This is a genomic window from Pseudoalteromonas sp. 2CM41L (genome assembly GCF_023161905.1).
Lineage (GTDB): Bacteria > Pseudomonadota > Gammaproteobacteria > Enterobacterales > Alteromonadaceae > Pseudoalteromonas > Pseudoalteromonas atlantica.
Map to the genome: position 1 here is coordinate 581913 of NZ_JALNTN010000001.1, position 24205 is coordinate 606117.

17 protein-coding genes are annotated in these 24205 nt (G+C 41.7%); 10 read left to right on the top strand and 7 right to left on the bottom strand.

Going from position 1 to position 24205, the window contains the following annotated elements; genetic code table 11:
• Window positions 1-59: 59 nt before the first annotated feature.
• Both MTF64_RS02595 and MTF64_RS02600 read right to left on the bottom strand, forming a co-directional pair.
• A complete protein-coding gene (locus MTF64_RS02595; RefSeq protein ID WP_248450422.1) occupies window positions 60-1238 on the bottom strand; it encodes an MFS transporter in 1179 nt (392 codons plus the stop codon).
• 79 nt (window positions 1239-1317) lie between these two features.
• A complete protein-coding gene (locus tag MTF64_RS02600) occupies window positions 1318-2412 on the bottom strand; it encodes an NADH:flavin oxidoreductase/NADH oxidase (RefSeq protein WP_248450423.1) in 1095 nt (364 codons plus the stop codon).
• A 415-nt stretch (window positions 2413-2827) separates the two neighbouring features.
• Between MTF64_RS02600 and MTF64_RS02605 the strand changes: the two genes are divergently transcribed.
• From MTF64_RS02605 to MTF64_RS02630, 6 genes are all read left to right on the top strand, one after another.
• On the top strand, window positions 2828-5245 hold the full coding sequence (locus MTF64_RS02605; RefSeq protein ID WP_248450424.1) for a TonB-dependent receptor: 2418 nt from the start codon (window positions 2828-2830) through the stop codon (window positions 5243-5245).
• An 85-nt stretch (window positions 5246-5330) separates the two neighbouring features.
• Entirely contained in the window at window positions 5331-6914 is a 1584-nt protein-coding gene (locus MTF64_RS02610; protein ID WP_248450426.1) for a sulfotransferase, read from the top strand.
• A 324-nt stretch (window positions 6915-7238) separates the two neighbouring features.
• A complete protein-coding gene (locus MTF64_RS02615; protein ID WP_248450428.1) occupies window positions 7239-8486 on the top strand; it encodes a hypothetical protein in 1248 nt (415 codons plus the stop codon).
• A gap of 288 nt (window positions 8487-8774) precedes the next feature.
• Complete coding sequence (locus tag MTF64_RS02620; protein ID WP_248450430.1) at window positions 8775-10628, top strand: CIA30 family protein; 1854 nt, start codon at window positions 8775-8777, stop codon at window positions 10626-10628.
• Between the two features lie 27 nt (window positions 10629-10655).
• Window positions 10656-11696 carry a histidine kinase gene (locus MTF64_RS02625; RefSeq protein ID WP_348984469.1) on the top strand — a complete coding sequence of 347 codons (1041 nt, stop codon included), beginning with the start codon at window positions 10656-10658 and terminating at the stop codon, window positions 11694-11696.
• Window positions 11693-12481, top strand: a complete 789-nt coding sequence (locus MTF64_RS02630; protein ID WP_248450432.1) for a LytTR family transcriptional regulator DNA-binding domain-containing protein — start codon at window positions 11693-11695, stop codon at window positions 12479-12481. The genes MTF64_RS02625 and MTF64_RS02630 overlap by 4 nt, the downstream gene beginning before the upstream one ends.
• Window positions 12482-12497: 16 nt before the next feature.
• On the opposite strand, the gene MTF64_RS02635 is transcribed toward MTF64_RS02630, so the two are convergent.
• Window positions 12498-12908, bottom strand: coding sequence for a hypothetical protein (locus MTF64_RS02635; protein ID WP_248450433.1), 411 nt, complete (start codon window positions 12906-12908; stop codon window positions 12498-12500).
• 192 nt (window positions 12909-13100) lie between these two features.
• Here MTF64_RS02635 and uvrA point away from each other — a divergent pair, with 192 nt between their 5' ends.
• Window positions 13101-15662 carry an excinuclease ABC subunit UvrA gene (uvrA, locus tag MTF64_RS02640; RefSeq protein WP_248450435.1) on the top strand — a complete coding sequence of 854 codons (2562 nt, stop codon included), beginning with the start codon at window positions 13101-13103 and terminating at the stop codon, window positions 15660-15662.
• Here the strand turns inward: uvrA and MTF64_RS02645 are convergent.
• From MTF64_RS02645 to MTF64_RS02655, 3 genes are all read right to left on the bottom strand, one after another.
• Entirely contained in the window at window positions 15659-16150 is a 492-nt protein-coding gene (locus MTF64_RS02645) for a DUF2798 domain-containing protein (protein WP_248450437.1), read from the bottom strand. The two genes, uvrA and MTF64_RS02645, sit on opposite strands and share 4 nt — an antisense overlap.
• A 76-nt stretch (window positions 16151-16226) precedes the next feature.
• Window positions 16227-16844 (bottom strand): LysE family translocator, encoded by a 618-nt coding sequence (locus MTF64_RS02650; protein ID WP_248450439.1) that lies wholly within the window; start codon window positions 16842-16844, stop codon window positions 16227-16229.
• A gap of 68 nt (window positions 16845-16912) precedes the next feature.
• Window positions 16913-19375, bottom strand: a complete 2463-nt coding sequence (locus MTF64_RS02655) for a prolyl oligopeptidase family serine peptidase (RefSeq protein ID WP_248450441.1) — start codon at window positions 19373-19375, stop codon at window positions 16913-16915.
• Window positions 19376-19540: 165 nt separating this feature from the next.
• On the opposite strand from MTF64_RS02655, the gene MTF64_RS02660 reads away from it, so the two are divergent.
• The 3 genes from MTF64_RS02660 to MTF64_RS02670 all read left to right on the top strand — a co-directional run bounded on the left by MTF64_RS02660 (window position 19541) and on the right by MTF64_RS02670 (window position 23081).
• On the top strand, window positions 19541-20518 hold the full coding sequence (locus tag MTF64_RS02660; protein ID WP_248450443.1) for a LacI family DNA-binding transcriptional regulator: 978 nt from the start codon (window positions 19541-19543) through the stop codon (window positions 20516-20518).
• Window positions 20518-21747 carry a glycosyltransferase gene (locus MTF64_RS02665; protein ID WP_248450445.1) on the top strand — a complete coding sequence of 410 codons (1230 nt, stop codon included), beginning with the start codon at window positions 20518-20520 and terminating at the stop codon, window positions 21745-21747. The genes MTF64_RS02660 and MTF64_RS02665 overlap by 1 nt, the downstream gene beginning before the upstream one ends.
• Before the next feature lie 107 nt (window positions 21748-21854).
• On the top strand, window positions 21855-23081 hold the full coding sequence (locus MTF64_RS02670) for a threonine/serine exporter family protein (protein ID WP_248450447.1): 1227 nt from the start codon (window positions 21855-21857) through the stop codon (window positions 23079-23081).
• A 56-nt stretch (window positions 23082-23137) separates the two neighbouring features.
• Here MTF64_RS02670 and MTF64_RS02675 read toward each other — a convergent pair whose 3' ends face one another.
• Window positions 23138-24196 (bottom strand): alcohol dehydrogenase family protein, encoded by a 1059-nt coding sequence (locus tag MTF64_RS02675; protein WP_248450449.1) that lies wholly within the window; start codon window positions 24194-24196, stop codon window positions 23138-23140.
• Window positions 24197-24205 lie beyond the last annotated feature (9 nt).

The following is a 24205-nucleotide window of genomic DNA, read 5'->3' on the forward strand; positions in this document are numbered from 1 at the left end:
GCCAGCACATAACTGCGCTGGCCTTTTAAATAACAAAATTTTATATAACTTGTATCGCGCTACTTTTTACTTGTCATTAAATAGCCAACTAGTGATATTACTGGCATACCCGCTGCCACTAACGCCACGCTTTCCCAGCCACCAGCTTCGTATAGTGGGCTTGCCATTAACGAGCCAAGCGCTCCGCCAACAAAAATACTGGTCATGTATATGGCGTTTAAGCGAGCTCGGCTTTGCGGCTCTAATGAATATACCACCCGCTGGCCCAGCACCATATTTGCCTGCACAGCAAAATCAATAAACATGCCCGTTAGCGCTAAAATAATAATACCGTGTGGAAGCTCAAATATACTGGGTAAAAAGCACGCAGCAGCAATCACTTTAGCAAGTAACGATAACTGATGCGTGTAACCTTTGTCGGCTAAACGCCCAACAATAGGGGCTGCAATAGCACCAGCTGCGCCTACTAAAGCAAATAAGGCGATTTGCGATTGCGATAAGCCATATTCTCTGGCTAATACAACCGGTACGCTGGTCCAAAATAAGCTAAAAGAGGCAAACATAAGCGCCTGATACAATGCCCGCTGACGCAGCACTGGCTGCTGTATTATTAGCTGCTTAAGCGATTTTAATAACTTAAAGTACGTTGTATTGTGTGCCGGTTGCCTGCTCGGTATAGCAAAATATATAACACTAGCTATAAATGCCATACAGCCTGCGGCAAAGTAAAATACGGCTCGCCAACCAAAGTGATCGGCTATTAAGCTTGCAACTGGCCTGGCTAATAAAATACCCAGTAACAACCCCGCCATAATATTGCCCAGTACTTGCCCACGTTTTTCATCAGACGATAGATGCGCAGCAAGCGGTATTAATACTTGCACCGATACAGAGCTCGCCCCCACCAATAAGCATAATAGCAACATTACACTTGGGCTTTGCGCTAAGCCTGCGCCTATTAAACTTAAAAATGTTATGGCTAAGGTAATGAGCATTAAGCGTTTGTTTTCGACTAAATCAGCCAATGGCACTAAAAAAAACAGTCCCATTGCATAGCCAATTTGTGTAAGCGACACAATAAAACTGGCGCTGTGCGCACTTAAACCCACATCGGGCGCTAATAACTCAATAATAGGTTGGGCATAATAAATATTTGCCACAATAAGGCCACAGCACAGAGCAATAATGCTCACTAAGGTATTACTTATTTGCACTGGCTGTGCACGTGATTGTTTCATAAATAACTCTAATTTATAAATAATAAAACCCACTGCATATAAATGCAGTGGGTAGCCATGGTAAATGTAAAAATGTAAGTTACTTAATAGGTGAAGGCTGCCCATGCGGGCTAGATCGCAAGTACTGTTTAGGCGCATTAACGGTTGCACCAAGCTGCGCTGCAGCATGCCAAGGCCAATGCGGGTTATACAAAATACCTCGCGCTAGTGCTACGCCATCGGCTTGCTGCTCGCTAATAATATCTTCGGCTTGTTGTGGCTCAGTGATTAAACCTACGGCTATTACCGGCATACTTACGACCTCTTTAATAGCAGTTGCAAATGGTACCTGAAAGTTAGGTTTAACCGGTATTTGTTGCTCTGGGCTTAGCCCTGCTGTACTTACGTGAATAAAATCGCAGCCAAGCTTGTCTAATGCTTTAGCAAGCTCAATAGATTGTGCTAAATCCCAGCCACCTTCTACCCAATCAGTAGCAGAGATTCGAATGCCTACCGGTTTATGGCTTGCAAATTCAGCTCTTAGTGCTTTAAAAACCTCAAGCACAAGGCGCATACGGTTTTGCAAACTGCCCCCGTATTCATCATCACGCTTGTTTGAAAGAGGTGATAAAAACTGGTGTAACAAATAACCATGCGCACCATGTAGCTCAATTAAATCAAGCCCTAGCTCATCAGCGCGTTTTGCTGCGCTTACAAAATCGTTTATTAGCTGGGTTATATCCGCTTTTGTCATAGCCTTTGGTTGATAGGCGCTGTCATCGTAGGCTATGGCAGAAGGCGCAAGTGTTTGCCAGCCGTTTTCATCGCTAGGTGCAATTGCACCACCGCCATCCCATGGTTTTTCAGTAGATGCTTTTCGCCCTGCATGCGCAAGCTGAACGCCAATAGGCATAGGACTGTATTGCCTAAGCGCTTTTAAGCTTTTGCCCAGTGCTTGCTGGGTTTCGTTATTCCAAAGCCCTAAATCGGCGTAACTAATCCGCCCCTCTGGGCTTACCGCGGTGGCCTCTAAAATTAATAGCCCTGCACCACTTAAGCTCAATTGGCCTAAATGAATAGTGTGCCAATCACTGGCAGCTCCCTGATTTGCTGAGTACTGGCACATAGGCGCAATAATAATGCGGTTGTCTAAAGTGAGTTCACCGAGCTTTAAAGGTGAGAATAATTGGCTCATAAATATTCCTTAAATACGCGTACTTTAGTACGAAATGCTATAGCTTACGGTATGAAGGGTTAATGGGGATCAAACTTCACTTTTATAGTGTCAAAACGAGAATAAATACCGTTGAGCAAAACATTCAACAGGGTCTTATAGGTTTTTTAACCGTATTAATACATTCAGGTAATTAACCAATATGAATGGCTATTTACATTTGCTCAACGAGTAAAATATGATTCCTTGTACCTTAATTAGCCAATTACTTGGATGTTATACATATTTATATAAATTTTTGTTGTGTAACTAGCTATATTTATTCCAAAAAAGTGAATTAAAATTCAATTTTAATATTCCCACCACTTTAACTCCCTGATAAACTGGTTAACTTATATTAACTGGTGTTAAATTTTGAATCTGGGGATCACTTTTTATGTTTAAACCAAGCTTGCTAACCTTGGCTATTTCGAGCGCTGTATCTAGCGCATTTTTATTTTCTAACTCGGCTGTGGCACAACAAGAAACCACCGCTAAAAACAAATCACTCGAAGTAATCGAAGTTACAGCAACAAGACGCAGCGGATCTGTACAAAATGCACCGCTAAACATTACCGCACTTGATGCCGATGTAATGAAAGATCAAAACATTGGCGAACTAGCCGATGTAGCGCGTTGGGTACCTGGTTTAACAATTACCGATCAAGGTGGTCGCTCAGGCTCACCAATTATAGTTCGTGGTTTAAACACTAACTCGTCGGGTCCATCATCAGATGGCGGCACCGTAGCCACATACGTTAACGAAATTCCAGTGTCAGTTGATATGCGTTTAGTCGACATAGAGCGTGTTGAAGTACTTATTGGGCCACAAGGTACCCTTTATGGTGCGGGCACATTAGGCGGCGCAATTCGTTACATGCTTAAAGAGCCAGAGCTTGATTTTACAACGGTAGAAATATTTGGCGATATGTTTCAAACTCAAGAAAGTGACTCGTTAGGCGGCGAAGGCGGCTTTATAGTAAACCTGCCACTTATTGAAGATGAACTTGCAGTACGTGCAAGCTTAAACGTATACGAAGACCCAGGCTTTATTGATTATGCTTACACAGTGCGTGAGCCAGGTGTATCGCTACCGGACCCTGATTGGAGCAACGCCGACGAAGTAAACAACAATATTAAAAATGTTGAAGATGCTAACGGCGAAACAACTACCACAGGCCGTATTTCTGTACGTTGGAAACCAAGCGAAACATTTGAAGGGACACTTAATTACTTTTACCAAAACCAAGACAGCGAAGGCCGTTCAATTGTTCATTACAACAGCCTAAACGATGATAACGGTTTAAGCGATATTGTAGGTAAATACGAGTCGGCTTATCGTTATGAAGAGCCTCGCGAAAAAGAAGATCAACTACTAAGCCTTGAGCTAAAAGCCGACCTAGGTTTTGCAGAGCTTGTATCGGCAACCGGTATTTCAAGCTTTGATGCCGACGGCCAGCGTGATCAAACAGATTTACTTATCCGCCTAGATTACGGTTATGAAGAGTTCCCTGCGTTTTCATCATACACACGTGAAATTGACGAAGAAGATACCTTCACTCAAGAAATTCGCTTAGTGTCTCAAAGCGACAGCGACTTTAACTGGATTGTAGGCGCGTTTTACAACAAAACAGAAACCGAAGCATCAAGTAGAGAGTTTACGCCTGGGTTTGACCAATTCGCTATCGATAACTTTGGTGGCGCTCAGCTAAGACCTGACTCATTAGAATACTTAGAGCTTACAAAAAGTAAGGTCACTGAGTCTGCGCTATTCGGCGAAGTTGGCTACCAAGTTACCGAAAAATTAGATATTACCATTGGCGCACGTTTTTACGAATACGATGTAGAGGCGCAAGCAGCATTTGACTTCCCGCTTGCAAATACACTTTATGGCGATGCAGACCCTGATGCAATCACCGTTGCTTACGAAAAAGACGAAGCAGGCGATAACGGTAACTTATTCAAATTTAATGCTAAATACCAGTTTACTAATTCAGTAATGGGTTATGTAACAGTAAGTGAAGGCTTTAGAATTGGCGGTTCCAACCTTCTAGCTGTTTGCCCTGATCCTATCCCTGAAAACCAGCAAACAGGGTGTGGTAACGCTGACGAAAGGCTTTTTGATGCAGATACCACAACAAACTACGAGCTAGGCCTTAAAAGCACCTGGTTTAGAAGCCAATTACACTTTAACGCCGCTTTATTTAATGTAGATTGGGAAGATGCGCAAATTGCAGGCGCAACAGATGTAGGCCAATTACCGTACTTATCTAACGCAGGCTCTGCCAACGCAAAAGGTATTGAGCTATCTACCCGTGCTATTTTATCTGACTCGTTTACCGTGTACGCAACATACGCATACACTAAAGCAGAGCTAACCTCAGACGCCCCATTTTTATTTAATGCTGATGGCACCGATGGCGCAGAAGACGGCGACCGCTTACCGGGCTCGCCAGAGCATCAGTTCTCAATGGGTGTAAACTATCAAACAGATGTGTTTAACGACAAAACCCTTGATATTAACTACGGTTTAACCGCACAAAGTGATGTAATTTCAAAAGTAGGTTTGCATGACAATGGCGAAACCCTGCCAGGTTACAGCTTAAGTAATATTTCTGCTAAGCTAACGGCTGATGAGTGGTCTACTACTTTATACATTGATAACGTATTTAATAAATACGCCGTTACATCAGTACGTCGTTCAGATGCCGATATAACAACTGCAAACGGTGCCGACATACAACGTAACTACGGCCACTATATAAATCGCCCACTTACGGTAGGCGTTAAATTTAACTACAAATTTGAAATATAATTTATAGTCACTTTTAAACAATGTTATAAGGCTCAAATTTATTTGAGCCTTTTTTCTTTATTAACACATAAATAAAACAAACATCATGCAGCCAAACTTAAAGCACCTTCATCAAAGCGCCATTGAGTATTTAAACCAAGGTAATATACAACGTGCCCATAAAGCCCTCGTTGAATTAGTAACGCAAAAAAATGACTTTGCTGATGGCTACTTTTTACTGGCCATGGTTAATTTACGCGTAGGGCAAATTCACAAAGCCATAAAGCTAATAGAAAAAGCCCTTAGCCTTGGTAAAAGCATTGAATACAGCGCGCAGCTTGCAAAGTGTTACGCATTAATAGGTGAGCTTACCAAAGCCAAAAACACCGCTTTAGCGATACCCGTTGAGCAAATAAAAAAGAGTCTTGATGCAGACACCCTAGGTGTTGCACTTACACAAGCAGGCCTGCACAAAGAGGCACTAAACTATTTTAACTGCGCAATTGAACTGGCTAACCATGCAAATAAACCGCAACCTCAGTTTTATTATAATTTAGGGGTAAGCGCTAAATTTTTAGGCCAATTTGAACAAGCCAAAAATGCCTTTGAAAGCGCCATTGCGGTAAATTCACTGCACCACGCAAGCCATTTCGCATTAAGTGATTTAACCAAAGCGACGCTGCAAAATAACCATATTGAACGCTTAAAAAACGTCTTTGAGCAAGTAACACACCCCGATGCAAAATTACACATTGGCCACGCACTTGCAAAAGAGTACCAAGACATAGGCAAGTTTGATGATGCGTTTAACAGCCTAGAGCAAGGAAAAGCCACTAAACGCGCTATACAGCCGTTTGATCATAAAAGCTCAGCCGCATTATTTGCACACATTAAACATTTAAGTGAGCAGCATAAACACGCGCTAACACACGGCAACCCAACGCAAGAGCCTATTTTTGTATTAGGTATGCCCCGCTCTGGCACCACATTGGTTGAGCGTATTTTATCGAGCCACAGCGACGTACAATCAGCCGGTGAATTACAAGACTTTGGCCTAAGCGTTAAAAAATTAAGCCAAACTCAAACACCGCATGTACTCGATACTCAAACACTCACTAAAGCATACGAGCTTGATTTTAAACAGCTTGGGACAACATATTTAAATGCCACTCGCGTAACCACCGGCAGCCATAAGCACTTTATAGATAAACTCCCGTTTAACTTTTTTTATATCGACTTAATAACTAAAGCCCTACCAAACGCGAAAATTATTTGCATGCTGCGCGACCCAATGGACACTTGCATTGGTAACTATCGCCAGTTATTTACCATTAATAACCCCTACTACGCATACTCGCTCGATTTACTCGACACAGCCAAATTTTACAGCCGCTTTTATAAACTCATGCAGCACTTTAGCGCCCTGCATAGCAATATAAAATTAGTAAAATACGAAGAACTAGTCGCCCAGCCCGAGCAGCAAATTAAAGAGTTAGTCAGCTTTTGTAATTTAGAGTGGCAAGCACAGTGTATAGACTTTCACTTAAACACCGCTCCGGTCTCTACGGCTAGTAAAGTACAAGTACGCCAACCACTTAACAACAAAGCAATTGGCCGTTGGAAGGCGTTTAAGCCCCATACTAATGCAGCAGTGGAGTACCTTTTAAGCCAAGGTATTAGTGTTGAATGAGCGTTTTATTTTGAGCAGGGCAGAATCCAAATAAGTGACTTGTGTAAGTGTAGGTCGGATAAGCGAAGCGCCATCCGACACAGTAAAATACCTTGCCAATTATTATCACATTTTATGTTGTCGAGTGGCTTAAGAGTGCCCTGAGCGGACCTTCACACGAAACTCGTTTCTGCCCCAAAACAACTTAGCTCGAGATTCCTAACCACTTTCTCATGCCTGTTCTTGACCAGCTTTCCCAAATAACAGACTATAAGCTTAGTTGAGCATTCACGACTATACAGACAAATTCTGCTAAAAAGACACTGTTATATCCTAAGGAAAGTTATGATAATTAGAAACTTGGTGAGGTGTAATTCATGCAAAGAAACGCAGTGGTTAAGAGTTGACCGCCCTGAATTAAAGAAGGATACATATCTCTATTCTTGCCCAACGTGTTCAACTGAAATATTTATAGATACGAAAAAAACAAGCAAAGGAATATCTATTGAATCGGATGAATGTGAAACAATAGATTTTGATGAATATCATAATCAAAATCTACCAACAGGAATAGTTACATTATCTTCGCATTACCCCATCTTTACGGATGTTCACCACAAAGAATTGCTCGAAGGTGGATCACCTAAATTATATTACTTTTCAAGAGACATACGTGGTGCTAAAAAATATGATGATGTAATTACTTTTTTCTCTTTGATAAAAGAGCATATGTATGGTGAGCACTCTAGGGTACTAAATGCACTTGAGTCAGGTAATCTTAGCTTAGTTAGAGAACTTTTATCTGCTTCTAAGTTTGAGGCTAACTCAGATATTTTAAAGTCAAACAACGCACAATTAATTTATGAGGTTTACTCGTATTTATCAGTAATATTTTTTACATCTCTAGAAATTGATGATAGGCAAAAAGTCTATTCTGAGTATTATGATGAATTAAATAACTGTATCGATAAAAGCTTAGTCAAATATTCTGGATTGTTAATGGACCTTCATCATAAACATGAATATCTAGAAAATAGGTCGAAATTATTTAACTTGCACAAGCGTTTATTTCGCCAAATTGAATCATATATGGCAGGTTTTATATATGAGTATGCATCAGATGATTTTAAAAATGACATTGATAAGTGTCGACTTTATAGAGCTGACTTTGATACTGTAAAATCCCTATATGTTGATATATTTGAATTAATCTCCAAAACATCTACTTATATTGTTCTGATTGCGAACCTTTCAAAACGAGGTGACGTTAATCTATTTTCAGATGGTTCTATGTCAGTCAGTAAATTCAAAAAGCTAACTTCTTTTAAAAAACTTCAGTTTCTTAGTGAGTTGCCGCTAGTTAGTTCCCTATTTCAATCCGTTAGCAGAAAAATGAGAAATGAAATAGGACACTTTAGTGCGAGATATGATGTTAAAAGTGGCAATGTGATTTTTGACTCAGGAAAAACTGAAAACTACTTAATATTTTTAAACAACTTACTTCAAGCTATAAAGGCATTAAAAATCGTTTATACGATTTATTCCAAGGTGGATTTGGATATGGTGCAGTACAAAAGCCTAACAAACGATTAAGGAATCCACATACTTGTCCTAATTTGACAGTAACTTATTAGACCATCAGATCTAACACGTTTTTGTCCAAAAACGAGTTTACTCGACCGTCTGCTTCTCGCTCATAGCGGCCCTTTAAAAACTTAATTTAGTTAGCCCGAGCACCCCACCACAACGCTTATTTACTTTTGTGTCGGTTCAACTGCAAATAATGTCGATTCAGATAAACATTAATGAAGCAGGTTAAAAAGCTCGCTAAATTTCTTATCAACAAAACGCCAAATACCTATTTTGATAAGGAATATAGTCATGAACATTATTACAAAAACAGTTATAGCACTGAGTTTAGCAAGCCACTTTAGTGCGTATGCCATTGACCTGCGGGTCGATAACATTCGTTTATACCAAAGCAGTTCGCAAAGCTTTTCTGCGCCAAGTTCGCTGTACATTGATGAGGGTAAAATAGTAAGTATTACTAAAGCGACTGATCCACTACAAAACGCAGATAAAACAATTAACGCCAACAACCAATATGCAATACCTGGTTTAATTGATTTACATGTACATTTAGGCTCATCGGGTAGTAACTTTACTGAGTTTCAGTATTTGCCGGTTAAATCGCACTTTAATTCTAATTTGTATTTAGGCGTAACTAATATTGTTGATTTGTTTTCGTTTGAGCAAACCCTAAACGAAGCCGCTCAATTAAAAGAAGCCCAACTAACCCCTAACCTTTTTTATGCGGGGACTTTGTTTACCAACCCTGGCGGACACGGCACGCAGTTTGGCGGCCACGCATACGAAATTGCAAAAGATGAAGACATAGCAGCACTATGGCAAAAACATATAAGCACTAAGCCACATGTAACTAAAGCGGTTATTGAAACCTTTGGCGGTGTGGGTAAATCGTTAACTGATAGCCAATTAAGCGAGCTAGGTAAACGCTCTAAAGCGGCTAATTTACCGTATTTTGTGCATGTTTCTACATTAAATGATGCTAAACGCGCTATTAAAGCCGGTGCAACGGCTTTAGCGCACGGTATTAATAGCGAAGCGATTGACGATGAATTTATTACGCTAATGAAACAGCATAATGTAACCTACATTCCTACCCTTGCGGTGTATCATAACCATAGCGATGAAAGGCATAACCATACTATTAGCTCACAAAGCGAGTTACTAAAAACCATTCCCGAAAAGCTACAAGGGTGTTTGTTTGATAACGTGCCTGCACCTTCAAAATGGAAAGAGCACGCGTGGGAGGAGCGAAAAACCGCTTATGCAAATATACAAAAGCTACATAAAGCTAATATTACTATTGGTACAGGCTCTGATGCCGGAAACCCTTACACGCTACACGGTACTGGGTTACACAACGAGGTAGATGCCCTTAAAAAAGCAGGCTTAACAAATGGTGAAATAATTAATGCGGCAACTGTTAACGGCGCAAAAGCGATTAATAAAGCCGAGAGCATTGGCAAGCTGGCTAATGGCTTTGAGGCAAGCTTTGTACTGCTTAAACAAAACCCGCTTGATGATTTAAACCACATTCACACTATCTCAGAGGTTTATAAAGCAGGTATACAAGTAGACCGCCCAGCCTTAATTGCGCAAAACAAGGCTATAACACCACAAGGCCCCACTTGTAATGAAGAAGTTAAAAGCCGCCAAGCGCAGCATGTTATTGATGATTTTACCGGTGATACACCATGGCAAGCCTTGAGCGACTCGGTAATGGGTGGTCAGTCTGTGGCAACACTTACCACAAATAAAAACAGCTTAACTATTGATACAACCATTACAAAGCCAACCAGCTTTGGCGCATGGGCAGGCGCTGAAATAAAATTTACATCGCCGGCTGATGCCTCATCATTTAAAGGTATTCGACTAACTTATAAAGGTTCAAGCACGCCTTTTGCCTTGTCTGTTTATCATCGTGATGTAAAAGATTGGGATCACTTTAGTGTACTTTTAAAACCGCGCGATGAATGGACAACGCTTGATATTCCTTTCACTACATTTAAACAATTTGGCTTTGGTAGCCCCGTTACGTGGTCGGCCACTCAATTAACTGGAGTAAACTTAATGTGGCGTAAAATGCCAGGCGCAAGCAATGAGCCATTAAAAAATACACTACAAATCAAAGAGCTAACTTACTTTTAAAAGAGTAGCGGTCAAAACACAAACTCTTTGGGTTTTGACTGTTTTTTGTTATGGTTTAATCAATTACAAAAAGAAGCACCTATTATGCTCAAACATCCTTTTTATAAATACAGCTTTTTTATTTTACTTGTTGTAGATATCGCTTATGCCCTTGGGCTCATAATTGCTAACTCTGCGCCCTTTACTGCGGGTAGTGCACTCGCTGCTACGGTGTGGTTTGTTACTTTTTACTGGGTTCCTGTTTGGAGTGCGGCAGCGGTTATTTTTTACCTGCGCAATAAACACATTAACAAAATAGCGTTTGAATGGTTAATTGCAGTTGTATTTATGGCACTTGGTAATGTGCTTACCGATATAGTACTCACACAGCTTTTTGATGGGCACAAATCGATGGGGGTGTTTGTTGTTTTTAACGGCTTACTTTGGGGCTCGTGTATTTACTTTACCAGTATTTTTATTGAAAACAAAAAACGCGCAACAGCCGAAAAACACGCGCTTAAACAAGCCCAACTTGCTACATTGCGCTACCAACTAAACCCACATTTTATGTTTAATAGCTTAAATACAATTTCGGCTTATATTCATACAAACCCCGATTTAGCCGATGAAGTACTGCATGAACTGGCTGACATTTTAAGGTACTCCCTCGACACGGCAGAGCAACAACAAATACCTTTACAGCAAGAGCTTACAATAATAGAAAAGTACCTAAATATTGAAAAAGCCCGCTTTGGCGATAAACTTCAGGTTAATTACCACATTCCCAATACGCTTAAAAACATATCGCTGCCCCCGCTACTTATTCAACCAATTATTGAAAACGCCATTAAACATAACGCCCAACAAACGTCGTTGATACTTAATATAACGCTTAGTGAGCTACCTAACGGCGTTAAAATACAAATTAGCGATAACGGTAAGGGTTTTTCGAGCGAGGTAATAAAACACGGCCATGGCAGTGGTGTAGGAATGAAAAACATACTAAAACGCGTTAAACAACTTGGTAAAGGTAAGGTACTACTGAGCAATAATAATGGTGCAGTGGTTACGTTGGAGCTAACACTATGAGCAGCAAAAACCAGCCAAATACAGTAACTAAAATGCGCGTATTATTTGCCGATGACGAGCTTCCCGCTCGCGAAAAATTAAGTCATCAATTGAGTTTAATGGAGCATGTTGAAGTAGTGGGTATGGCCACAAATGGCAAAGAGGCCATATCATTAATTAATGAGCTGACTCCGGATGTGGTATTACTTGATATACAAATGCCTGAAATTAACGGCTTAGAGCTTATTGATTTACTTAACTACCAGCCCATTATTATTTACACAACCGCGTATGACCAATTTGCGATTGAAGCTTTTGAGCACGCCTCAACTGACTACTTACTCAAACCTTTTCCTATTGCTCGATTAAAAAAAGCTCTCGCCAAAGCGCAGCAACAACTAGAGCAACAACGTGCACATACGCTAGTCAATCACGAACCCAACGAGCAAACGTTTACATTAACCAAAAACACTATAAATAAGCTCATTAGTAAAAACGGTGAACGTATATTTTTACTCTCCCCAAGTGACATTAAATTTATTAAATCGGAGCAAGGCAATAGTTTGGCGTGGAATGGCGATACATTTCATCATTTAAGCGATACGCTCGATCAACTTGAGCATGCTTTAGAAGCACATAATTTTGTACGAATTCATCGAAGTTATTTGGTTAACGTTGACCACATTAAAGAAATACAGCGTTGGTTTAACGGCAAGCTAATGGTGATTGTAAATGATGATATTAAATCTGAGCTAAGCACCAGCAGAGCCGGTGCCGATAAACTAAAGCAATTACTACATATTTAACTTATCTAAAAACATGTTACTGATCATTACTGGTATACACACTTAAAATAGGAAACGTATGCTCAGCAAACGATACAGTTACCGACTGTGTTTGATTGCCATTAAAGCCTAGTTTAAATTCACTTGGTGTTAGCCTGCTGCCATCTGCAAACAGCGCTAACACGTGTTCTTGATTAAGCTCTCGCTTGCCAGAGGCTAAATTAGTAAGGGTTATAACCGCCCAACGCTCCCCTTCTTCGTTACTCATAAGTACATAGTTTAAAATTGAAAAGTCAGACTTTTTAGGCGTTATATTATTATCGTTTGGGAACGACAAGTGCATGCTATTTGGTATGGCTCGGTCAACGTTTAGTACATTATTTTGCGCTGCACACACATTGGCGCAAAGTACCAATAAAAATAAAAAGCTAACTACAATTTTTGCCACAATTAAACGTCCTTTTAAATTTAGATGTGTGAATACTTGATTGAAATTTATACTCGCAGTTTTTACCTATTATGTAAACACTCTATTAAAAGCTTAGCAAACTAACTAAGCGCTCATTCAGTGACGCCCCATTAGTATTAGTACTTTGCGGCACGTTAATAAACACATGGTTATTAAACAGGAGTAAATTACATGGCAACCACACCTAAAAAGTTACATGAGCTTAGTAATGCGCAATCGGCTTTATTAAACCCTGAGCACAGCATTCAAGTACGAGGCGCGCGTGTTCATAACTTAAAAAATGTGGATGTAAACTTGCCCCGTAATTCACTTGTTGTTTTTACTGGTATATCGGGCTCGGGTAAATCATCGCTCGCCTTTGGAACATTATTTGCCGAATCACAGCATCGTTATCTTGATTCGGTATCCCCTTATGCACGCAGATTAATAGACCAAGTAGATGAGCCCGATGTAGATTCGATTGAAGGGCTGCCACCCGCGGTAGCATTACAACAACAGCGTGGTGCACCCTCGGTACGCTCATCGGTGGGTAGCGTAACCACTATTTCTAACGCGCTGCGAATGCTTTACTCACGCGCGGGCGAATACCCCAAAGGGCAAGGTATACTGTATGCCGATGCGTTTTCGCCTAACACGCCACAAGGTGCCTGCCCAGAGTGCCATGGTATTGGCCGCGTATTTAACGTAACCGAAGAGCTGTTAGTGCCCGACCCTACTAAATCAATTAAAGAGCGCGCCATTGCAGCATGGCCGCCGGCTTGGCAAGGTAAAAACCTAAGCCGCATTCTTACTTCTTTAGGTTACGATATTAATAAACCGTGGAATACCCTGCCTAAAAAAGCCCGTGATTGGATTTTGTTTACCGACGACACGCCCACAGTACCCGTGTTTCCCGAGTACACGCTTGAGCAAACCCAAGCGGCTATTAAAAATGAAGAAAGCCCCAGCTACATGGGTACATTTATAAGTGCTAAACGCTTTGTTTTACAATCGTTTGCCAGTACCCAAAGCCCACGCACAAAAAAGCGCGTGTCGCAATATATGCAAATATCACAATGCCCGCAGTGCGAAGGCAAAAAACTTAAAAAAGAGTCGTTATCGGTTAAAGTAGCAGGCCTTGATATAGGCGAAATTTCGCAATTAACACTTGGCGAACTGGCAGAAAAACTCAGCATTGCTGCCAATAACCCCGCTAAAAGTAACGCAGCCAACCCCGAAAAAGCCATTGTGGCAAAGCGCATCACAAGCGACATTATCAAACGCGTTGAAGCACTCACTAAACTTGGTTTAGGGTATTTATCGCTTGAGCGTACTACGCCATCGTTATCAGCTGGGGAATTACAACGCTTACGGCTTGCAACGCAAATTCGCTCAAAATTATTTGGTGTTGTGTATGTGCTAGATGAACCTTCGGCAGGTTTACACCCAGCCGATACGCAAGCACTTTTAAGCGCCCTAGATGAACTAATAGCGGCTGGTAACTCAGTATTTGTGGTCGAGCACGATACAAGTGTAATTCGCCACGCCAATTGGGTGGTTGATGTAGGGCCAAATGCGGGTTCGCATGGTGGTAATATTGTTTACAGCGGCCCTGTTGAAGGCTTAGAGCAAGTGAGCAACTCACATACAAGTCGGCATCTTTTTAAGCATAACAATAACGCAAAGCCAAATCATCAAACACAACGTACTCCAGCAGACTGGCTTAAGCTAAGTGGTATTGAGCGTAACAATTTACACAACATCAGTGCCGAATTTCCGCTTGGAGTTATTACAAGTGTTACGGGGGTTTCTGGCTCAGGTAAATCAAGCTTAGTAAGCCAAGCCTTAGTCGAGCTTATTCAAGATGCTTTAGGGCAAAAAACGCCGCCGCCAATGCCTACCGATGAAGCCGACTTGCTTGAACAAGAACTCCAAACACCAACCCATGGCAAAATTACCGAGGGCCTTGAGCATATAAAGCGCCTAATAACGGTTGATCAAAAAGCCATTGGCCGCACGCCTCGCTCAAACCTTGCTACTTACACTGGTTTGTTCGATCACGTACGTAAATTGTTTGCCAATACCAAAGAGGCAAAAGCGCGTAAATACGATGCAGGTCGTTTTTCGTTTAATGTGAAAAAAGGCCGCTGCGACAACTGCGAAGGCGTAGGTTTTGTAAGTATTGAGCTGTTATTTTTACCTAGCGTGTATTCGCCGTGCCCTGTGTGTAACGCCAAGCGCTATAACCAAAAAACACTCGACATTACCTATAAAGATAAAACCATTGCCGATGTGCTTAATTTAACGGTGGAGTCAGCGCATACATTTTTTGCCGATGAACCCGCTATTTTACGTGCGCTAAATGCGCTCTTACAAGTAGGCCTTGGCTATTTACGTTTAGGGCAACCGGCTACTGAGCTTTCGGGCGGAGAGGCCCAGCGCATAAAGCTTGCCACAGAGCTGCAACGTGCGCAGCGCGGCGATACGCTGTATATTTTAGATGAACCAACCACCGGCCTACACCCTAAAGATGTAGCCATGTTGATGAAGCAGTTAAATGGCTTAGTTGATGCGGGCAACACCGTTATTATGGTTGAGCACGATATGCAAGTAGCCAGTAACAGCGATTGGGTTATTGATATTGGCCCAGGAGCCGGGGACGAAGGCGGCTTAATTGTTGCTCAAGGTAAACCAGAAAATGTGGCTCAATCTGAGCATAGCCGCACGGCAACGTTTTTAAAAAGCGCAATTTAGCTTTTTAAAAATCGCTCTAATTTAGGTTTTACAGTAACCGACATAACAAGCATTAATGTTAAACCAATGGGTAGCGCGGCTAATAACCCCTCTACCCACGCGGTATAAAATAAGCGCATATCGGCAAAACCTATATTGTTAGTAGCGGTTACAAACGCCATTAGCGACTCCATGGTAAGCGCCATAAAAACACTAATCACTAAATTACGTTTTAGCTCACTTGCTTTTGGTAATAACTTAGCCGCCAAGGCATTCATAAGGGCTGTCATTGCTAACCCCACAGGAGCCATAACCAACACCGCACTTAAAAACGAGGTAAACCAATCTATATAAAAATGCTCAGTTATACCTACATTTGTGTAAGTCATAATGCCTGTTAAGCTGCCGCCTACAAAAACAATAATACTTACCATCACCATTATTTTATAAATGATCGGTGTTTTTTTAGGCTCTACGAGCGCAGAATTTACTAAAGCAGGCGTATTCATTAAACAGGTATTTCTCTTAAGATAGATGACAAAATCAACTATATCAAATTAATTGATAATATCAACTGTTATTTAATTACCCTAATGCCAGCCATATGCCTACTAGCACCATAAGGCTGCCTGCAATTCGGTTCATCCATTTTATATTATCGCCACGGCTTAAAAATAAACGTAGGCTTTTACCGCCTGTGGCGTACGCTAACATGCAGATAAATTCGCTTATCATAATAACTAAAACAAGCACTAACAGTTGCGGGGCGAGTGCGTGTTCAACGCTAATAAATGGCGGTAGTAAAGAGATCATAAACGCCCAGCCCTTTGGGTTAGCAATGGCAGTCACAAAGCCTTGCGTAAATAGCGACTGGCGGCTTACATCACTTGAGCTATGTGTATCAATCGACATTTTACTTTTTGCGCGCCACATATTTATACCTATATAAATTAAGTATGCACCGCCTACCCATTTTAAAATATCGAACGCATTAGGGTAATTTAGCATTACGCTTGCAACACCTAATACCGCAGCAATAGCAACACTTGCGACCCCTAACAGCTCACCTATCATCATCCATAATGTGCGCCTTACACCTATGCTCATACCTAATGTCATGGCAAGGGTCATACACATACCCGGTGTGATAGATACAAAAAAGAAGGTAGGAATAAAAACGGCAAGCGCTGCAACATCAATCATTTTTTCTCTCTATATTAAAAGCAAAAAACGCGGCTAAAGTAGCCGCGCTATTGGTTACCTATTATCTACTATTGTTCAGTACTTGCCACTGGCTGAGTAATGACCTCTACTGGCTTTGCGGTATCACTCAATAAATACTTATCTAGCCATTGCTCTTGTTCCCACAGTACGTGTAATAAGCTTTTACGTGCGCGGTAGCCATGTGCCTCGTAAGGGAGCATTACTAAGCGAGCATCTTTACCTAAGCCTTTTAGGGCGGCGTACATGCGCTCACTTTGCATTGGGAAAGTTCCAGAGTTAGGATCTTCTTGACCGTGGATCATTAGCATTGGCTCGTTAATTTTTTCAGCATGGAAAAACGGCGACATGTTAGCGTACACACTTTGTGCTTGCCAAAAATCACGCTCTTCACCCTGAAAACCAAACGGCGTTAAGGTACGGTTGTAAGCACCACTGCGAGCAATACCGGTTTTAAATAAATCGCTATGCGCTAATAGGTTTGCCACCATAAATGCACCGTACGAGTGCCCTGCTATAGCAATGTTGTTTTTATCGGCAATGCCTTTTTTAACCAGCACATCAACCGCAGCTTGCGCACTTGAAACTAGCTGCTTTCTAAAGTTATCGTTTGGCTCGCTGCCATCAATACCTACAATAGGCATTTTAGGGTCGTCAAATACGGCAATACCTTTAGCAAGGTAAGGCATAGGGCCCCAATAACCAATGTAAGTAAATTCGTATGGCGATTCGCGCACTTGTGATGCTACGGCTTTATCTTTGTATTCAAGTGGATACGCCCACATAAGTACTGGTAACGGGCCTTGGGTTACGTCGTAGCCTGGTGGTAAATAAAGTGTACCTGAAAGATCTACGCCGTCATCGCGTTTGTAACGTAATTGCTCTTTTGTCACCCCTTTAAATGCAGGGTATGGGTGAGCAAAATTAGTTAATTGGGTAAGCGTATCATTATCTAAATCACGAATAAAAAAGTTAGGCTGCTCAGTTTTAGACTCTCGCACAGTTATAAAACGCTCGCCTTCATCGTCAAGCAATGCACGAACACGCTCGTAGTATGGCGCTTGTGATTGCCATAAACGCTTGCTGCTATTTGTTTTTACATCGTACTGGTCTAAAAACGGAATATTACCTTGCTCTGATGCGCCGTTACCGCGCAGGTACATATAGCGTCCGCCAACAATTTTAATAACGTTAGCGCCTAAATCGTTGCGCTCGTAAATAAAGCTACCTGGGTCTTTATACGCATCGTTATAGCTTCGCTCTGAAAACAGCACGCGGTTTTTATCGGCATTACGCGGTTGAATAACAAATGTGCGTACTTGGCGGTCGCTAAAGCGCCAATCAACAAGCATGGCAACATTTTGGTTCCCCCACTCAATACCTGCAAAACGGCGCTCTACTTTAGCAAATAATTTAGGCTCGCGTTTAAATGGCGCACGTAAGCTGTAAATATAATCATGGTGCTTAACATCGGTTTTCATGTCGCCGCCATCTTGCGCCTCGGCCCAAATAACTTCAGCGCCTTGATCCGCGCGCCATTCAAAGTTGCGTCGGCCAGTGCGAACACTGTCATAGCCTTGTGGAATGTTATCGGCAAGCGGTTGTTTTACAAGTTCGGCTAATGCGTAACCGCGCATTCCCCATATTTGCCACGTACTGGCAAAACGGCTGTAAGGTACTTGATACGAAAACGGCTCGTTTATCGCAGCAACTAATATATTGGTTGAATCTGGCGATACCGAAAACGATTTAAATAACGCTGGGCTACCAATAGCTTGTGTATTGCCATCAAGCGTTACATAAGCTAATTGCCCTTGGCCGTAAAATTTAAACTGTGCTTCGTCAAACGGGCTGGTTAATAAGTTTTGATAGGTACGCGCGGGGGCTTTTTCGCCGGTACTTTGCTGTATAACCGGCACTACATTTTGACTGCTGTTTTTTAACGCGGGTTTATCTATATTAACTGCTAAATTTGCCACAAGTGCGCTGCTATCGGGTAGCCATTGGTAAGGCGTAGCGGTAATAACCGAGTTAAGCGCTGCGTTTGAGAGCATTTTTGCTTGTTTTGTTTCTACACTGTAAAGCCATAAATTTGCTTGGCTTTGTTGCTCTACAACAAACGCTAAATATTTACTATTAGATGACCATTTAGGCGAGCGAATAATACCGTTTGGTAAATTGTTAATATTAATAACGGTGCCGCTTTGCACATGCTTTAGCTCAACAGCGCTGTATTTAGCACTTACACGCGAACGTGAAAAATTAGCAGGATTAAGCTTTATACCTGCAAGTTTAAGCTCATCTTTGGCAAGCTCATCTAGTGTTACTACACGCTTACGTTCAAACAGAGCCAGCCATTGGCCATCGCTCGATAAAAAACTTGTAGGTGCTAATTTGGCATCTACCACGGCAGCAAGCTCTGGCGAAGGTGTTTGATAACCTTGCTCAGCATAGCTGTTTGGCATTATTACAACACAACAAATAAAGGCAACTAACAGCCTAAATGCGTTCATGTTTTTATCCTTTTGTTATTTTTAAGATTATAAAAGGTATATAAACATGTTTTGACCTGTTCATAAAGTATTAAGCTTTAAATTACAGCGCTAAAAGATGACTTAATTGCATTATATACGCTACACTACGCAGCTATTTACTCATTACTGCGCGCTTAAAATACCATGCCTGACAAAGCTAAATCGGTCACTATTTTTGATGTTGCTCACCGTGCGGGTGTGTCTAAATCGACCGTGTCGTTAGTGCTTACACAAAGCAATAAAGTAGCCGCTAAAAGCAAACAAAAAGTGTTAAACGCAATTAATGAGCTAGGTTATGTTTATAACCGTGATGCTGCAGCAATGCGCTCTGGTCGTTCAAACTTAGTGGCTGTTGTAATTGATGATTTAACAAACCCGCTTATGGCATTACTTGCTAAAAATATAGAGCAAGTATTAAGCGAGGCTTTTTTTCAAGCCATTATTGTTAGTAGTAACAACAGCGTAGATCGCCAAACGCAGCTAATAAATAATTTAAAAGAATACAAAGTAGCTGCATTTATAATGTGCCCTGTGGCTAACACCTGTGCGCAGTGGCTCGACAACCTTGCAGCCACCCACCCCGTTATTAGCCTAATGCACGAAGTACCTTACAGCTCAGCTCCATGTGTTTTACCCGACTACACTAAAGCAAGCCATGTAGTTACATTACAGCTAATAAATGAGTCGCCTAAAAACATACTGTTTATGGGTGATGAAAGCTTATCGACAGAGGATTTATTAAGCGGCTTTAATAGTGCGTGTAAAAAACACAATATAATCCCCGAGCCAGCTATTACGTGCACAAAAAACACCCCATTACATGCAAAGCAAGTATTTAATAACACATTACTTAATAAGCCGAGTATTGATGCGGTTGTATGCGCTAACAATATAATTGCGTATGGCGTTTTAGCCGCCGCCCCGCATTTAAAAAACAATATAGTAAGTTGCTTGCATATTCCTGATATTACCGAAATGCAACCGCGCTTTACTTGCGCCAGTATAAACACCCAAGAGCTTGCTAAGCGCAGTATTTTAGTGCTGCAAGAGCAACTACAAACACACACTGCGCCAGTAAAAACACTGGTAAATGTAAACCTACAAATTAGAGAAACACCGTAATGAAAAAAGTGCTGGTAATTGGTTACGTATGGCCAGAGCCAAATTCGTCTGCTGCGGGTACGCACATGATGTCGTTATTAAACGCGTTTAAAGCGCAAAATTGGCAAGTAGAATTTGCCACCCCAGCACAACGCACCGAGCACATGGTAAACCTAGATCACTTTGGTATAACCAGTCAAAGCATTGCTCTTAACTGCGAAAGTTTTGATGAGTACGCTAAAGCGTACAACCCAGACATAGTGATGTTTGACCGCTTTATGATGGAAGAGCAATTTGGCTGGCGTGTAGATAAACACTGCCCGAATGCCATTAAAATCCTCGATACCGAAGATTTACAATGTTTACGCAATGCGCGCCACGAAGCGCACAAAGGCGAGCGTGAATTTACCACCAGCGATTTACATTCAGACATAGCCAAGCGCGAAATAGCCGCTATTTTGCGCTGCGACCTCAGCTTAATTATTTCAAGCTTCGAAATGGAGTTACTCAATAGTGTATTTAAGGTCGAACCAAGCTTATTACACCATTTACCGTTTATGGTCGATTTAAGTGCATTACCTAAAACCACTAAGCGCTTTGATGAACGCGCACACTTTATGACCATAGGTAACTTTAGACACGCCCCAAACTGGGATGCGGTTCTTTACTTACAAAAAATATGGCCATTAATTCGTAAGCAATTACCAAAAGCCGAGCTACACATTTATGGCTCTTACCCGCCACCAAAAGCAACCGCACTTAATAACCCTAAAACGGGGTTTTTAATAAAAGGCTGGGCCGATGACGCCTATGAGGTAATGCAAAGCGCACGCGTGTGTTTAGCGCCCCTTCGTTTTGGCGCGGGTATAAAAGGCAAGTTACTTGAAGCCATGATAATGCAAACGCCCAGCGTTACCACTAATATTGGCGCAGAGGGAATGCACAACGATTTACCATGGCCTGGTAAAGTGGCTAATAATACTGAGGACTTTGCAAATGCAGCCGTTGAGCTTTACACCAATCAAGCCGGTTTTAAACACGCGCAGCAAGCTGGCAATACGCTACTTAATAACTTGTACGATAAAGTAAAATTAAGCGCGGCGTTAATTAATAAAATTGACTCTATAAGCAACGATTTAAAAGCGCATAGGGAAAAAAACTTCACCGGACAAATGTTAAAACACCATACTATGCGCAGTACGCAATATATGGCGCAATGGATTGCTGAAAAAAATAAAAAATTAGATTAAAAATGACTAGACTCCTACAGATTTGTGTTTAAAATCGCGCCCATTACAAATGGGCGTTTTAGCCTATACTTTTAGCTAATTTATTTACACACTGGTCCATACAAGATTTGAAAACTGCAACCTTTACTGAAAAACGCAAATTTATCGTTAAATTAGGTAAAATGCTTCATAAGTACGGCACCCCTGCGTACCGCCTAGAAGCACACTTAATGGAAGTGGCCACTTACTTAGGACTTAAATCGTCTTTTGTTATGTCGCCTACTTCAGTAACGTTTGTAATTTGGACTGATGGCCACGAAGACGAATACACCCACGTGGCACGTGTAGACCCAGGCGATCACGACTTAGGCTCACTTGCCGATACCGACGACTTAGTAAATCAGATGCTTGACGGCAAGCTCACATTACAAGAAGTAGATGCGCAGCTTGATGCCATTTACGACATGCCAAACCCTTACAATAAACTTGTAACCGGTATAGCTTTTGCAACATCGGGTGGTGCATTTGCCATGCTAATGGGCACCAGCTGGACAGACGTTATTTGGTCAGCGTTACTCACTTTAGTGGTGTATGCGTTTGTGCTGTGGTCAAACCGCTCTAAGCGAGTTGCTCACATGCTAGAGCCTCTTGTTGCTATAGTATCGGCTGTGTTGGCTTGTGCGGTAAGTGTGTATATTTCGCCCGATATAAATATACGGTTAGTGGTGCTTTCAGCCATTATTGTGTTTATACCCGGTTTAGCACTAGCCCTTGGTTTAGCAGAGCTTGCCGCTAGGCATTTGGTGTCGGGTACGGCGCGGGTTATGGACTCGTTCATGCTGTTATTTAAACTGTACTTTGGCGCCTTTATTGGCATAGGCATTGGCTTTGCCCTGTTTGGCCAAACCGACTTTGTACAGCCCGAGCCACTTCCGCGTTGGACTGCGTGGTTGGCTATATTTTTACTTTGTAGCAGCTTAATAGTGATATTTAGAACCAAACTTAAACATGCTGGATGGTCTATCGCATCAGGTTTTATAGCCTATGGCACGAGTATTGGTTCGGCTATGTACCTTGACTACACGTTAGGCACGTTTGTTGGTGCGCTTTCGGTTGGAGTGTTTAGTAACTTATTTAACCGCGTTGCAAATGCGCCAGCTTCCATTGTTGCCATGCAAGGCTTAATTGTACTGGTACCCGGCAGTAAAACGTATATTGGCTTAAACTCGCTTATTGAAGGCCAAGACTTTGTTTACGCCGAGCATATAGGCCAGCAAACGTTTTTAATATTTATGTCGCTTGTAGCAGGGCTCATATTTGCCAACGTGGCTTTACCGCCTAAAAAAAGCTTATAAGCTTGTTACCATTAAAAAGCCCGTTTACTTTGTAACGGGCTTTGTTGTTTAACGTACTATTCGCTATGGGGAATAGTGAGTACAATTTTTCCTACGTGTTGTTTTTGTGCAAACACTTTTTGCGCTGTAACAATTTCGCTCAGTGGGAATGTTTGCGCCACAATAGGCTTTATTTTTTCTTGTTCAATAAAGTTAACTAAGCTTTTAAATACCTCAGGCTCTATAACTGTACAGCCAAAAAAAGTTAAATCTTTTAAGTACAAAGTACGTATATCAAGCTCGACTAATGCCCCGCCAATAGCGCCCGACACCGCATAACGCCCCTTTGGTTTTAATACCTCCAGCAGTGCAGGCCATTGCTCGCCGGCAACAAGGTCAATGACTACATCAACACTGTTTTTACCTAAGGCTTGAATTAAATCATCTTCACGAAATATAACTTTATCGGCACCTAACTCTTTAAGCTGCTGCGCCTTACTTTTACTCGTAATGGCAATAACAAAAGCGCCACGTGCTTTAGCTAATTGCACTGCCGCTGAGCCAACACCACCAGAAGCGCCTGTAATTAAAACAGTTTGCCCTTGCTGTGGGTTTGAGCGAAACAGCATGTTTTCGGCCGTAGAATATGAGCACGGAAATGATGCCAGCTCTTCATCACTATAGTTACTATTAATTTTATAAGCGTGAATAGAGTCAACGCGGGTAAACTGTGCAAAGCCACCATCGCACTCAGAGCCAAAATACCATGGCGATTTAAGCGTTTCGCCATTAGCTTTAATCAAACATGGCTCAACAATAACGCGCTCACCAATACGGCTTTGATCTACGTTTTTACCAACAGCCACAATTACGCCGCACACATCTGCCCCTTGAATACGAGGAAAAACAAACGCATCACCAGACCAACTTGCATCGTCTTTACAGCTTTGTTTTTTAGCGTACCACGCCGTGCGGGTATTAAGATCTGTGTTATTAACACCTGCTGCCATGACTTTTATAAGTACATCGGTTTGTGCAAGCGCTGGCAACGGTAAGTTAGTTGCATACTTTAATACATCAAAATCGCCATGCTCGTTAAGCTGTACAGCGTGCATTGTGCTAGGTAAATTTGCCATTGGTTGCTC